The organism is Paenibacillus pasadenensis, from assembly GCF_002864175.1.
Classification (GTDB): domain Bacteria; phylum Bacillota; class Bacilli; order Paenibacillales; family Paenibacillaceae; genus Paenibacillus_O; species Paenibacillus_O pasadenensis.
Genome location: NZ_NFEZ01000004.1, coordinates 1266560 through 1279470, shown reverse-complemented (window position 1 = coordinate 1279470; position 12911 = coordinate 1266560). Strand labels below are relative to the sequence as shown.

Genomic DNA, 12911 nt, shown 5'->3' with positions numbered 1-12911 from the left:
ATCTTCGGTCAAAAGAGAAGAGCTGCCCTCAGCCTTCTCATTATCGGTCTTTCCGAGCTGCTTCGTCCATGAGCAAAACGCTTTCGCATATGGACATTTGTCGTTTCGTACGCCGGGTCGTCGAACGAGGCAGGAATTGTCCTCTGCGGCTGGAATAAACCGGGAGAGTAGGGCCCGGCGATGCGCCGGTCCGTGAAAAGGAGGCGGCCGCCAATGGAGCCGAAATGGCTGTCCTGGGCAAGAGAGATGCAGGCGATCGCGCAAACCGGCCTTGCCTATGGCAGGGATGTCTACGATGTGGAGCGCTTCGAGCAGCTGCGGGCGCTGAGCGTAAGGATTATGAGCGAGCATACCGGCGCGGGCGAGGCGGACATCGAGCTGAGCTTCGCCTCCGAGGAGGGGCACGCGACGCCGAAGGTCGACGTGCGCGGCGTCGTGTTCCGAGAAGGCAAGCTGCTGCTCGTCCGCGAGAAGTCCGACGGCCGCTGGTGCCTGCCGGGCGGCTGGGCCGAGATCGGCCTGTCCCCGAAGGAGAACGTCGTCAAGGAAATCCGCGAGGAGAGCGGCTTCGAGACGCGGGCGGTCCGCCTGCTCGCCGTGCTGGACCGGCTCAAGCAGGACCATCCTCCGGATGCCCGCCATATCTATAAGCTGTTCATTCTTTGCGAAATTATCGGCGGCGAGGCGGGCGGAGGCGTGGAGACGAGCGAGGCCGCCTTTTTCGGCGAGAGCGAGCTTCCTCCGCTGTCGCTCGGACGCAATACGCCCGTCCAGCTCGCGCTCATGTTCGACTTCCTGCGCAATCCTCAAAAGCCGGCGCTCCTCGATTAGATGAGCCCGGCTTTTAGTCTGACCGCCGCCGATCGTCCAAGCAAGCGCTTGCTTTTTTCGCGGCGGCCGATCGGGCCTTTTCAGCGCATCGGAATCTGCTATACTGTCGGAAGCTGATATCAAAAAGCAAGCTTCATCCGGCTTCCACACTCATCCAGAAAGAAGGACGCACATCCATGCAACATGTCCAGTCAGCCGATGCTTCGCTGCCTCGCGGCGGCAAGGAACGGTTCCCGCTCTCCCTCTACTCCCTCACGGCCGGGGCCTTCGCCATCGGCATGACGGAATTCGTCATCATGGGCCTGCTGCCCGAAGTCGCGGCCGATCTCGGCGTCAGCGTGCCGAAGGCGGGCAACCTGATTACGGGCTACGCGCTCGGCGTCGGCATCGGCGCGCCGGTGCTGGCGCTCGCCACGGCACGATTTCCCAAAAAGCTGCTGCTCTCGCTGCTCATGGTGCTCTTCATCGCCGGCAACGCCGCCGCAGCGCTCGCTCCTACCTACGGCATCCTGCTGGCGGCCCGCATCTTCACCTCGCTGGCGCACGGCACGTTTTTCGGCATCGGAGCGGTCTACGCCTCCAGCCTCGTCTCCGCTCAGCGCAAGGCCGGAGCGGTCTCGGTCATGATGGCCGGACTGACGATCGCCAATGTCCTCGGAGTGCCGTTCGGCACGTTCATCGGCCAGGAGCTCGGCTGGCGGATGTCCTTCGTCGCCGTCGCGGTCATGGGCGTCGTCACGCTGATCGGCCTGGTCGTGCTGATTCCTTCCGTCAAGCAGGAAGAAGATACAAGCCCGGCCCGCCAAATCCGCGCGCTGCTGCAGCCAAAGCTCGGACTGGCGCTGCTCACCGGCGCGATGGGCTGCTGCAGCCTGTTCGCGCTGTTCAGCTACATCAAGCCGCTGCTCACTGACGTGACGGGCATGTCCGAGGGCATCGTCCCGTGGGTGCTCGTGCTGTTCGGCTGCGGCGTGACGCTCGGCAACATGATCGGCGGCAAGCTGGCGGACCGCGCGCTCATGCCGACCGTCATCGGCTCGTTCCTGGCGCAAGCGCTGCTGCTCGCCCTGCTCGGCCTCGTCGACACGACGCCTGCGGCGACGCTCGCCGTCGTCTTCCTATGGGGCGCGGCTTCGTTCGCCTCGATGCCGGGCTTGCAGGTGCGCATCATGACGCTCGCCAAGGACGCGCCGGCGCTCGCCTCTACGTCCAACCACGCCGTGCTGAACTTCGGCAACGCCTTCGGCGCCTTTTTCGGCGGCTGGATCGTCGTCCGCTTCGAGCTCTCCTCCGGCGCCTACGACTACAGCGTGCTCCCGTGGACGGCAGCCGCGTTCTCGCTGCTCGGCCTCCTGCTCGCCTGCGTGATGCTGGCCTGGGATCGCCGCGGCAAGGCCTTCTCTTAAGCTAGAACCCAAACGGCCACGCCCCCCACTCCTCAGCCGTTCAGCGGCAAAACGCAAAAGGACGAAGCAGAACCGATCGGTTCCGCTTCGTCCTTTGTTTTGCGTCTGGCCGAAGCTTGGCTCAGCCCGCTTTCTGCGGCTTGCCGCCGCCGGGCATGAACACCGCGAGCACGCCGGCAAGCGGCAGCACGCTGGTCCAAAACATCATGCTCTGCAGGCCGTACAGGTCGCCCAGCCGGCCGAGCACGACGGCGCCGAGCGCGCCCATGCCGAAGGCGAGTCCCGTGATCAGGCCCGAAGCCATGCCGACGCGTCCCGGCAGAAGCTCCTGCGCATACACGACGCTGACGGAAAAGCCGGACTGCAGCACGAGGCCGAGCAGCGCGGCGAACGGATACATCGCGATCAGCGGCAGATGCGGCAGCAGCAGCGCGAACGGGGCCGCTCCTAGCAGCGACAGCAGCATCATGCGCTTCGCTCCGATTTTATCCGAGACAATCCCGCCGAAAAAGGTGCCGACGACGCCGAAGATCATGAACAGGAACACCGGCACCTGCGCCGCCTGCTTGGTGAGGCCGTAGTCGTGGATGAGGTAGAATTGATAAAACGTGCCGATCGCCGCCCCGTACCACGAGCGCGCGAAAACGAGCGTAATGAGCAGCGCCAGCGCCAGCGCGACGAGCTTTTTCCGCTTGCGCGCGTCAGCCGACAGCTCGCCGCGCGGCACGGCGGCTTTCTTGACCGGCTTGCCGTGCTCCGCCAGCTGACGGCTGTACCATGGCACGACCTTGAGCAGGACGAGAATGCCCGCCACGGCGAGCAGCGTGCCCCAGATCGCGCCTTGCTGGCCGAGCGGGATGAAGATCAGAATCGTCATGAGCGGCGCGAGCGACTGGCCGAAGTTGCCGCCGACCTGGTAGATCGACTGGGCGAAGCCGCGGCGGCTGCCGGCCGCGAAGTAGACGACCCGCGAGCCCTCCGGGTGGAACACGGCCGAGCCGAGCCCGACGAACAGGATGAAGAACACGAGCCACCCGAAGCTCGGCGCGTAGGCCAGCCCGGCGATGCCGATCATGCTCATGATCATGCCGCCGACGAGCAGCCAAGGGGACGGCCGGCGGTCCGAGAACAGGCCGACGACGGGCTGCATGACCGAGGAGGTCATCTGCAGCGTGAAGGTCAGCCACCCGATCTGGGTGTAGCTGATGTGCAGCGTATCCTGGAAGATCGGGAACAGCGCGGGGATGACCGACTGCATCGAGTCGTTGAGCATATGGACCACGCTGATGGCGATGAGGATCGCATAGACGGTTCCGGTGCGCGCCGCGCCGATCCGGGCCGTTTGCGAAGCGGACATGGACAGGACTTCCTTTCGGTTGAACTTGAAAATGAATAGCTACAGAAAACGGATGCAGACCGGAGACGGCAGGCTCAGAACGGAATCCGTCCCTTGCAGCAGGCCCGTCTGCGGATCGCGGCGCAGCACGTTCACGCTGCCGCTGTTCTGATTGGCGGCAAGCAGCCAGCCCCCGTCCGGCGAAAGCGCGAAGTTCCGCGGGTAGCTGCCGCCGGTCGATTCATGCTGGATCAGCCGCAGCGTGCCGTCCGCCGCATCCGCCTCGAACACGGCGATGCTGTCATGGCCGCGGTTGGACACGTACAGGAAGCGGCCGTCCGCCGACAGATGGATGTCCGCCGCCCAGCTTTCCCCGGCGAAGCCTTCCGGCAGGGCGGACAGGCGCTGCACCGGCTCCAGCGAGCCGTCCTCGCCGAGCCTCGCGACGGTCACATGGGAGTCCAGCTCGCCGATGATGTACATGTAGGGTGAGCCTTCGCGAGCCGCCGCATGGCGCGGTCCGGAGCCCGGCTCGACGCGCAGCGCCGATGTCCGCAGCAGCGAGCGTCCGTCGACCGAGCGCCGGTGGATGTAGACCGTATCCGTGCCCAGATCGGCGACATAAACGAACGGCGTGCCCGGAATCGGTCCGATGCTGTGCGCATGGGCCTTGTCCTGGCGGCTCGTCATCGGGCCGAGCTCGCCCGGATTCTCGATCACGGCCGATGCCGGCTCCTCCAGCCGCCCGGCTGACGAGAGCGGGAACACAGCCGCGTTGCCGCCGCTGTAGTTGGCCGCATAGAGCGAGGCTCCCTCCGGAGAGACGCTGACATAGCAAGGATGCTCGCCGTGCGTCAGCTGGCTGCCGAGCGCCTCGAGCTCGCCGGTGGCGCCGTCGATCGCGAGCTCATGCACGGAGCCGCCCGGCTTGCCGCGCGTCTTGCCGACCTCGCTGCAGGCGTACAGGATGCTTCCATTCGGATGCGCCGCCAGAAAGGAGGCCTGCTCGACGCCGGCCAGCCGCTGGAATACAGCCAGCCTGCCGCTCTCTTCGTCGAGCCGGCAGCCGTAGATGGTCGGCTCCGCCGCCTCTCCATAGGCGCCGATATAAAAGATGCCGCTGTTGTTAGCCAAACGAGTCGCCTCTTTTCCCCCGTCCCGGGGTCTATTTTTTGTGACCATACCATAATCTACCCATTCCTACAATTCGTCCAGCGACCGTTTTCGGAGGCCAGGGCCGGGCTTCCCCCCGCATCCGCGGCCAAGCTCGCCCGCAGCGCGCGCGTCTCTGCCGCAGGCGACCATTCGACTTGCTGCGCCAATCTCTTACAGAAAGGGTACACAATTGATATACTTGTAGAGCAGGTATTTCCCGGGGAATAGGAGGGGAGGCGAAGCATGAGGAATCGTGTCGACATCATCCGGACATGCCGCCGCGCGGCGCTGACGGCGGCCGCGGCCGCCATCGTCGTCCTGGCCGCGCCGCTGCCGCACGCGCACGCCGGCATCTGGAGCAACATCAAGGAGATCTACGACACTCCGGCCAAGGTCGAGGAGCTGCAGAAGCAGTATAGCGAATCGGTCGGGCGCCTGGAGGAGCAGCAGCGGAAGCTGCAGGAGGACTACTCGCGGAAGCAGGCCGAGCTCGAGCAGCGCCAGCAGGAGCTGATGCGGCAGAACGAAGCCTACCAGGAGCAGAACGGGCGGCTGCAGGAGCGGAATGCCGCGCTCGAGGCGGAGCTCCATCAGGCCGCGGAGCGAAGCGCCGCCATCAAGAGAGGCATCGCCTGGACCGTGCTCGTCCTCTCCTCGGCGTTTCTCGGCTACATCGCGGCCGTCCGCATCTGGCGCTACCGGGCTTATCGCGCGCAGAGCCGCAGCGGCGGAGGGGCCGCTTCATGAAGACGACCGCGCCGCCTCCCCAAGGCTATGTGCGGGTCGAGCTGGAGGCCGGCGAAGCGCTGCATGTGCTGCATCCAAATGCGATCCTCGCGTATCGGGGAGCGGGGCGCGGCCGCGAAGACCGCATCATGGACGCGGGCGGCATCTACCGCAAGCGCAAATGGATCCGCTCCCTGCTGCGCGGGCAAAGCGAGCTGCTGCTCGGCCTGCCTCCCGGATTCGGCCTGGAGACGGTCGCCATCCCGGCTGGCAGCGATCTGCTGTTCGACTTCCGGCATGTGATATTCTACAGCGACGGCATGGCGCTGAAGCCGCGCATCCAGAAGCTCAAGACCGCCTGGATCACGAAGGAGCTGACCCGCATGCGCTTCAGCGGTCCCGGCTCCATCGGCATCCTGACCGCAGGCGGCCTCGCCCGAATCGATCTTGACGAGGAGCAGCCGCTGTTCATCGACGCCTCCGCGCTCGTCGCCTTTCCCGAGTCCGCGAGCATCCGGCTCTCCGTCTACGGCAATCCGCTGGCCTCGCAGCACATGAACGTGCAGTGGGAGCTGCGCGGGACCGGCTCCGCGCTCATCCAGACCGGCTCGTTCGACCGCGCGCTGCCCGAGCTGCTGGACAAAGGCGGCTTCATCCGCCGCACGCTGCGCGAGCTGCTGCCGTTCGGTGGCGTCTACATCAAATAACGAGAAAAACCCCCGTACGGGGGTTTTTCCTTTTCAACACCTCGTCCGCATCCTCCCCGGCTCTAGCGGGCCAGCGGATCCAAGTCTGCCGGCGCCTCCGCCGCGCCGCGGCTTCTCGCCTCCGACGGAGCGTAGCCCCGGTAGCGCCGGAAGATGCGGCTGAAGTAGCTCAAGTCGTTGTAGCCGGCGGCCATCGCGATTTCGGCGATCGTCTTTTCGCTGCTGCGCAGCAGATACTCGGACTTGTTGATGCGGATCCGGTTCACGTAGTCCGTCACCGTCCGTCCCGTCAGCTGGCGGAACAGCCGGCTGAAATGATAGCGGCTGAGCGAAGCTCTGGCAGCCAGCTCCTCCACTGTGATGTCTTCTGTATAGTGCGTCTCGATATAGTCGAAGATCGGCTCGAACCGCGCGAGATTGCGCAGCCGGGCCGACGACTCCTGCTCGCTCAGGCGCAGCTCCACATAACCCCGCAGCAGCAGCGTCAGCATGGCGTACAGCTGCGACTTGACCGACAGCTCGAAGCCGGGCTGGCGCTCGCGGAACTCCTCCGCCAGCCGGTCCAGAATCGCGGCCAGGCCCGCGTCGCCGCTGATCCGGTTGCAGAACAGGATGCGGTTCTGCGCCATCGGCGTAATGTACTTCGTCTCCGCGGCGTCCGGGGACTGGCTCTGCAGCAGCGCAAGATCGGCGATGAGGATGTCGTACTCCACCGCATCCGAGCTCAGCAGTCCCATATGGATGTCGTTGCTGTTGAACACCATCACATCGCCGGGGCCGGCGTCGAACGGCACATGGTTGACCTCCACCCGCGCGTGCCCGGAGAGGAAATGCAGCACCTCGATATGGTTGTGCCAATGGGCCGGAAACAAGGTCGCTCCCTTCCCGGCCGCCTTCATCTTGCCGAGCTTGACCGGAAAGCGGGGATCCGGCATGCTCATCGGCTCCAACAGGGACAGCGGACGTTCCATAATCTTCTACCGGCTCCTTCCCGTTGCTCCCGCGCCGCCGCACATTTGTCCAAATAGTCCGCATGATCGCCCATGCCGAACCGCCGCGCGCGCCGCTATACTTTCCGTATATCAAGGTTACCAAGCAAACGAGGAGTGAGGCAAGCATGAGCATCCGAATCGGCGTCATCGGGGCGGGATCGATATCCGAGTTCCACCTCAAATCGTACGCGGCCAATCCGAGCTGCGAGCTTGTCGCCGTATGCGACCTGAACCGCGAGCGCGCCCAGGCGGCGGCGGACAAGTACGGCGCGGCCAAAGCGTTCTCCGACTACAAGGAGCTGCTCGCCGATCCCGAGATCGACGCGGTCAGCATCTGCACCTGGAACGACACGCATGCGGAGATCAGCATCGCGGCGCTTGAGGCCGGCAAGCATGTGCTCGTCGAAAAGCCGCTTTCCCGCAAGCTCGAGGAAGCCTATGCCGTGCAGGAAGCCGTCCGCAAGTCGGGCAAGACGCTGATGGTCGGCTTCGTGCGGCGCTACGATCCGAACGCGCTCATGCTCCGCTCGTTCGTCGACGGCGGCGAGTTCGGCGAGCTGTACTTCGCCAAGGCGTCCTACATCCGCCGCATGGGCAACCCGGGCGGATGGTTCTCCGACCGCTCCCGCTCCGGCGGCGGGCCCGTCATCGACATCGGCGTGCATGTCATCGACCTGTGCTGGTACATGATGGGACGCCCCAAGGTGCGCTCCGTCAGCGCCAATGCCTACAGCAAGCTCGGCAACCGCGACAGCGTCAAATATTTGTCGCGCTACAAGGCGGCCGACTACAACGCCGAGCTGAACGACGTCGAGGACATGGCGAACGCGCTCATCCGCTTCGACAACGGCGCCTCGCTGCTTGTCGATGTCAGCTTCTCGCTGCACGCCTCCAAGGACGAGGGCATCGTCAAGCTGTTCGGCACGAAAGGCGGCTTCGAGATCGATCCCGAGGTCGTGATGGTGACCGAGAAGCATGATACGATCCTCAACGCCTATCCGCAGACCGACAGCAAGGGCATGCAGATGAACCTCGCGTTCCAGAGCGAGATCGACCACTTCGTCGACAGCGTCATGACCGGCCGGGCTCCGATCAGTCCGATCGAGGACGGCGTCGAGGTCATGAAGATTCTGGACGCGATCTACGAGTCCGCCGCCAAGGGAGCCGAGGTGACGTTCCCATGAAGCTCGGCCTCAGCACCTACAGCCTGTACGGCGCCTTGCAAAAGGGCGAGATGACCGTGCTGGACGCGATCGACTTCATCGCCGATAACGGCGGCGAGCATGTCGAGATCGTGCCGCTCGGCTACGATCTGGTCGGCAGCCCGGAGCTCGTCCGGCAGATCGCCCGGCATGCGGCAGCGCGCGGGCTCGACATATCCAACTATGCGGTCGGCGCGAACTTCCAGGGGCTGGCCGACGAGGCGCTGCGCGCCGAGATCGACCGCGTCAAGCGCGAGGTCGACATCGCCCATGCGCTCGGCGCGCGCTTCATGCGGCATGACGTGGCGAGCGACGACGACCGCTCGATCCAGAACTTCAACCGCTCGCTGCCGCGCCTGGCGGACGCCTGCCGCGAGATCGCCGACTACGCTGCGGCCGCCGGCATCACGACGAGCGTCGAGAACCACGGCTACTTCATCCAGGCGAGCGACCGCGTGCAGGCGCTCGTCTCTGCGGTGGACCGGCCGAACTTCCGCACGACGCTCGATGTCGGCAACTTCATGTGCGCCGACGAGGATTCCGTCTCGGCCGTCCTGAAAAACCTGCCGATCGCCTCGGTCGTGCATGTGAAGGATTTCTATCTTCGTCCTTCCCATCGTCCTCCGGGCGAGGGCTGGTTCCCGACCGCCTCCGGCAATTTCCTGCGCGGCGCGATCGTCGGCCAGGGCGACATCGACATGCCCGAGGCGATCCGCGCCATCAAGGCCTCCGGCTTCGACGGCTACATCTCCGTCGAGTTCGAAGGGCTGGAGGACTGCCGCTTCGGCTCCCGGGTCGGCATGGCGAACGTGCGCCGGCTCTGGGACGCCTGCTGAAGCAGCGAGGCCGCCCGTCCGATCGTCAAAAAGGCTTTCCCCAATCCGGCTGGAGACGCCGGATGCGGGAAAGCCTTTTTTGGAGGAAAAATCAGGTCGAGCGCGCAGCGGCGCCTTCTTCGAAGGCAGTCGTAAGCGCATGGATCAGAAAGAAGCGCCGGATCGGCTTGACCAGCATCGTGCGCGGCTCCAGTCCCGACGCCGCCGGCCTCGCTCCGCCGAGCGGCGCCATCAGCACGAGCGGAAGGCCGCAATCCGAGGCCCGCTCCACGAGGCTCGTCATCGCCTGCGACGAGGCGAAGCTCTCGTCAGCCAGCAGCACGTCGAAGCGTCCCTCCGCGGCCAGCGCCCGCATCGCTTCCTCCGGCTCGGCGCAGCCGGTTACGGCTACGCCCCATTGCTCCAGCTGCTTGCCGACGATTCTCCGCAGCTCCTCGCTGCCGTCGAGCAGCAGCGCCCTCTTCCCTGCGACAGGCGCATGGTTCAGCTGGACGAGCGGCGTCGGCTCCGCGCGGAGCATCATCTCGAACGTGAAGACGCTGCCTCGGCCCGGTACGCTCGACGCGCGCAGGCTGCCCTCCATCCGCTCCGCAAGCTGCCGGGAGATGTACAGGCCGAGCCCGGTGCCGACCTCCTGCTTCCGCTTGCCCTCATGCGGACGGCTGTACTTGTGGAACAGCTGCTCCAGCTCCTCCTCCGTCATGCCGCTGCCCGTGTCCGAGACGGACAGGCTTACGCGCAGCCGGCCCGGCTGCTGAGGAAGGCGCTGCGACCGGATCTGGACCGTGATGCTGCCCGTCTCCGTGAACTTGACCGCGTTGCTGAGCAGATTGAGGAGCACCTGGCGGATCTTGCCCGCGTCTCCGTACAGGAGAGGCAGCTCCTCCTCCGCGTCGATCAGCAGCTCGAGCCGCTTCGCGAGCGCCTGGGAAGCGAACAGGAAGACGCTGTCCTCGACGACCGACAGCAGATCGATCGGAAACGCCTCCAGGCTCACCTCGCCTTCGTTCAGCTTGCTGTAGTCGAGGATGTTGTCGAGAAGCTGCAGCAGATTGCGGTTGCTGTCCTCCATGAAGCGGAGGTAGACGTCCTGCTCCTCGGTCGTGCCGCTCTGCTGCATGAGATCGGTCATGCCGATCGTGCCGTTGAGCGAATTGCGGATCTCGTGGCTGAGCATGGCCAGCAGATCGGAGCTCTGAGCCAGCTTGGCCTGGGCGGTGCGATGCCGCTCCCTCAGCCGCTTGAGCCGCAGCTCCGCCTGCTGCCTGCGCAGCTTCTGCCGCTCGCCGCGACGCCGCTCGCGCTCATGCTCGCGCTCGAGATCGATCGTATAGGATAAAAAGACGGACATCGAATTCAGCGTGCGAAGCTCCCAGCTGCTGACCGGGTAGCCCGGTTCGTCCATCGCGCAGAGGGTTCCGTAGAGCGTGCCGTCGGCGAGCCGGATCGGCACGCCGACGAACGAGCGGTCGCCGAGCGCGTCCGTGACCGCCATCGCGGAGGCGGACGCATGGCTGCGCGTGCTCGGGATGACGACGAGTCCGCCGCGGCGGTTGGGAACGAGGCTGCAGTAGGCTTCGGGGAGCGGCAGCAGGGTGCCGGCCTCGACGAGCCGCTCGCCGCGGTTGAACGCCCGGATAATATGGTTCGTGCTGCCGTCGTTGACGGCGATAAACAGCGTATTCAGCTGAAGAAGCCGTGACAGCAGATCGAGAATGTGATCGGCGGCCTCATTGAACGTCTCGATCGCTAGATGCTCTCTGCTCATTCTTCACCGGCTTTCTTTATAACGTTAAGGATTAGTCCATTATACCAGAGCCGGGCGCGAAATCCTACGGCGGACGCGAAAGGAGCCGTTCTCCCGCTTCCCAAAAAAGCCGCGCTGTGCTATGATATGTAAGCGTTATCAATAAATCAGCATTTGCAAGGGGGAAACGGAATGGAAAACGTGCCATTAAAGGACCGCAACGTTTACGAGGACTTTGATGTCGAAACGGACATTCTGTACTACAGGCTCGGCAGCTCGGGCCTCGTCAGCTTCCACGGCAGCAACTACAACATAAAAAAGAAACTGTCTGCCGACCAGATCGGCCGCCTTCGGAGCGGCTCCTTTTACCCGCTCAGCTCTGACTGCTACGTCAATACCTCCCTCATCAGCGACATCGTCGACAACACGATCTACTTCGGCAGCAAGGGCCCTGAGGCGAAGCGGGTGCCGATCTCGCGCTGGAAAGCCTACCTGCTGCGCAGCCATTTGAGCCGCCTGCATAGCCCTACCGCGCAATAGCGGCCTCGCCGCCGCTGGCCGCGCGAATGAGAAAAAGACGTTCCGCCTATTCAGGCGGAGCGTCTTTTTTCATGCCGTCACGGCAGCAGGTCGCTATCGCGCTTGACGCCTAGAATCTTGTACTCCGGCTCGGGTCCGTACAGCTTGGAGTTGACCATGAACCAGCGGAACAGATGCGTGACGAACACCTTGAGCACGGCATAGCCGGGCACGGCCAGGATGATGCCGAGGAAGCCGAACAGCTTGCCCGACGTCAGGATGACGAAGATGATCGTGATCGGATGGATCTTGAGCGACTTGCCCATCACCTGCGGCGAGATGAACTTGCCCTCGATCAGCTGCACGATCGTCCAGACGGCGATCATCTTGAGCAGCATGATCGGCGAGGTGAACGCCGCTACGACGAGCGCAGGCGTGATCGCGATCGCCGGCCCGATGTACGGCACGACCGCCGTGCACGCGGCGACGATAGCGAGGATGAGCGAGTACTCGAGCCCGATGACGAGATAGCCGACGTACAGCAGGCAGCCGATGCAGATGCTGACGATGATCTGGCCGCGGATGTACGAGCTGATCTGGTCATTGGACTCGCTCAGCACGCGGCGCGTTTCCGGACGCAGCCCCGTCGGCAGCAGCTTGAGGATGAACTCCGGCAGCCTGCGGCCGTCCCTCAGCATGTAAAACAGGATGAACGGCAGCGTCACGAGCGCGAGCACGAACTCCGTCACGGTGCCGAGGAAGCCGCCGATGTTGGTCAGCGTCGTCTGTACGATCGAGCCGGCGCGCTGGGACACCTCCCGGGCGAGCTGCTGCGGATCAAAGTTGAACTCCCGTTGAAGCTCCGTCACGGTATCGTTGCCGAGATAGCGCGCGAACGTGTCCTGCACGTACTTCGTATAGGCAGGCACGTTGTCGATCAGTCCTTGGATCTGCTCCCGGACGACGGGAACGACGATCGTGACGAGCAGCGTCAGCAGGCCGAGGATGATGACGTAGAGCGCCGCGATGATCCAGCCTCGCTTCATGCCTCTCTTTTCCATCCAGTCGACGAGCGGATTGAGCAGATAATAGGCGACTCCGGCCAGCAGGAGCGGCAGCAGCACCGTCTTCACCAGGACGATCAGCGGAGCGAAGATGAACGTGATATGCGCCAGGACGTAGACGTTGATGCTGACCAGAAGCAGGACGAGCAGAAACAGGACGAACTTGTTGTTGATGAAAAAGGTGCGGAATCGGTTGAAGCGCGCTTCTTCCTGGCGCTCCTGCTGGATTTGGTCCAAAAGGCTTCCCTCCAATTATGCCAAGTATTGCTGTTCCCCACATCATAATCATCCGGCCCTGCGACTGCAAATACTAAGCGGGCCATGACGCTCTTATACGGGTGGGAAAGCCTTCTGGATTCAGCTTTCATCCCTTTACGAATCCGCACCGTT

General features: G+C 64.2%; 12 protein-coding genes. 7 read left to right on the top strand and 5 right to left on the bottom strand.

Translation table 11 applies throughout. The features are described from left to right. Window positions 1-213: 213 nt before the first annotated feature. The gene (locus tag B8V81_RS15160; protein ID WP_028597869.1) at window positions 214-831 is read left to right on the top strand and encodes an NUDIX hydrolase; all 618 of its coding nucleotides are present in this window, start codon (window positions 214-216) and stop codon (window positions 829-831) included. A gap of 176 nt (window positions 832-1007) precedes the next feature. Next, entirely contained in the window at window positions 1008-2237 is a 1230-nt protein-coding gene (locus B8V81_RS15155) for an MFS transporter (protein WP_028597868.1), read from the top strand. A gap of 121 nt (window positions 2238-2358) precedes the next feature. Here B8V81_RS15155 and B8V81_RS15150 read toward each other — a convergent pair whose 3' ends face one another. Both B8V81_RS15150 and B8V81_RS15145 read right to left on the bottom strand, forming a co-directional pair. Continuing rightward, the gene (locus B8V81_RS15150) at window positions 2359-3594 is read right to left on the bottom strand and encodes an MFS transporter (RefSeq protein WP_028597867.1); all 1236 of its coding nucleotides are present in this window, start codon (window positions 3592-3594) and stop codon (window positions 2359-2361) included. Between the two features lie 39 nt (window positions 3595-3633). Beyond that, entirely contained in the window at window positions 3634-4707 is a 1074-nt protein-coding gene (locus B8V81_RS15145; RefSeq protein WP_043111001.1) for a lactonase family protein, read from the bottom strand. A 264-nt stretch (window positions 4708-4971) separates the two neighbouring features. Here B8V81_RS15145 and B8V81_RS15140 point away from each other — a divergent pair, with 264 nt between their 5' ends. Beyond that, entirely contained in the window at window positions 4972-5475 is a 504-nt protein-coding gene (locus B8V81_RS15140) for an SH3 domain-containing protein (RefSeq protein WP_028597865.1), read from the top strand. Continuing rightward, entirely contained in the window at window positions 5472-6161 is a 690-nt protein-coding gene (locus B8V81_RS15135) for an AIM24 family protein (protein WP_101808655.1), read from the top strand. Before B8V81_RS15140 ends, B8V81_RS15135 begins: the two co-directional genes overlap by 4 nt. Window positions 6162-6223: 62 nt before the next feature. Here B8V81_RS15135 and B8V81_RS15130 read toward each other — a convergent pair whose 3' ends face one another. Continuing rightward, on the bottom strand, window positions 6224-7132 hold the full coding sequence (locus B8V81_RS15130) for an AraC family transcriptional regulator (RefSeq protein ID WP_052333014.1): 909 nt from the start codon (window positions 7130-7132) through the stop codon (window positions 6224-6226). Between the two features lie 146 nt (window positions 7133-7278). On the opposite strand from B8V81_RS15130, the gene B8V81_RS15125 reads away from it, so the two are divergent. Both B8V81_RS15125 and B8V81_RS15120 read left to right on the top strand, forming a co-directional pair. Beyond that, entirely contained in the window at window positions 7279-8337 is a 1059-nt protein-coding gene (locus tag B8V81_RS15125) for a Gfo/Idh/MocA family protein (RefSeq protein WP_028597863.1), read from the top strand. Beyond that, on the top strand, window positions 8334-9191 hold the full coding sequence (locus B8V81_RS15120) for a sugar phosphate isomerase/epimerase family protein (protein WP_028597862.1): 858 nt from the start codon (window positions 8334-8336) through the stop codon (window positions 9189-9191). The genes B8V81_RS15125 and B8V81_RS15120 overlap by 4 nt, the downstream gene beginning before the upstream one ends. A gap of 91 nt (window positions 9192-9282) precedes the next feature. On the opposite strand, the gene B8V81_RS15115 is transcribed toward B8V81_RS15120, so the two are convergent. Further along, a complete protein-coding gene (locus B8V81_RS15115; protein ID WP_052333013.1) occupies window positions 9283-10959 on the bottom strand; it encodes an ATP-binding protein in 1677 nt (558 codons plus the stop codon). A gap of 171 nt (window positions 10960-11130) precedes the next feature. On the opposite strand from B8V81_RS15115, the gene B8V81_RS15110 reads away from it, so the two are divergent. Continuing rightward, entirely contained in the window at window positions 11131-11478 is a 348-nt protein-coding gene (locus B8V81_RS15110) for a hypothetical protein (RefSeq protein ID WP_028597861.1), read from the top strand. Window positions 11479-11555: 77 nt separating this feature from the next. On the opposite strand, the gene B8V81_RS15105 is transcribed toward B8V81_RS15110, so the two are convergent. After that, window positions 11556-12758: an AI-2E family transporter gene (locus tag B8V81_RS15105; RefSeq protein ID WP_280522977.1), complete on the bottom strand. Its 1203-nt coding sequence runs from the start codon at window positions 12756-12758 to the stop codon at window positions 11556-11558. Between the last annotated feature and the right edge of the window lie 153 nt (window positions 12759-12911).

Coding starts and splice junctions, on each gene's coding strand:
- B8V81_RS15160 (WP_028597869.1), top strand. CDS start 214: ATGGAGCCGAAATGGCTGTCCTGGGCAAGAGAGATGCAGGCGATCGCG.
- B8V81_RS15155 (WP_028597868.1), top strand. CDS start 1,008: ATGCAACATGTCCAGTCAGCCGATGCTTCGCTGCCTCGCGGCGGCAAG.
- B8V81_RS15150 (WP_028597867.1), bottom strand. CDS start 3,594: ATGTCCGCTTCGCAAACGGCCCGGATCGGCGCGGCGCGCACCGGAACC.
- B8V81_RS15140 (WP_028597865.1), top strand. CDS start 4,972: ATGAGGAATCGTGTCGACATCATCCGGACATGCCGCCGCGCGGCGCTG.
- B8V81_RS15135 (WP_101808655.1), top strand. CDS start 5,472: ATGAAGACGACCGCGCCGCCTCCCCAAGGCTATGTGCGGGTCGAGCTG.
- B8V81_RS15130 (WP_052333014.1), bottom strand. CDS start 7,132: ATGGAACGTCCGCTGTCCCTGTTGGAGCCGATGAGCATGCCGGATCCC.
- B8V81_RS15125 (WP_028597863.1), top strand. CDS start 7,279: ATGAGCATCCGAATCGGCGTCATCGGGGCGGGATCGATATCCGAGTTC.
- B8V81_RS15120 (WP_028597862.1), top strand. CDS start 8,334: ATGAAGCTCGGCCTCAGCACCTACAGCCTGTACGGCGCCTTGCAAAAG.
- B8V81_RS15115 (WP_052333013.1), bottom strand. CDS start 10,959: ATGAGCAGAGAGCATCTAGCGATCGAGACGTTCAATGAGGCCGCCGAT.
- B8V81_RS15110 (WP_028597861.1), top strand. CDS start 11,131: ATGGAAAACGTGCCATTAAAGGACCGCAACGTTTACGAGGACTTTGAT.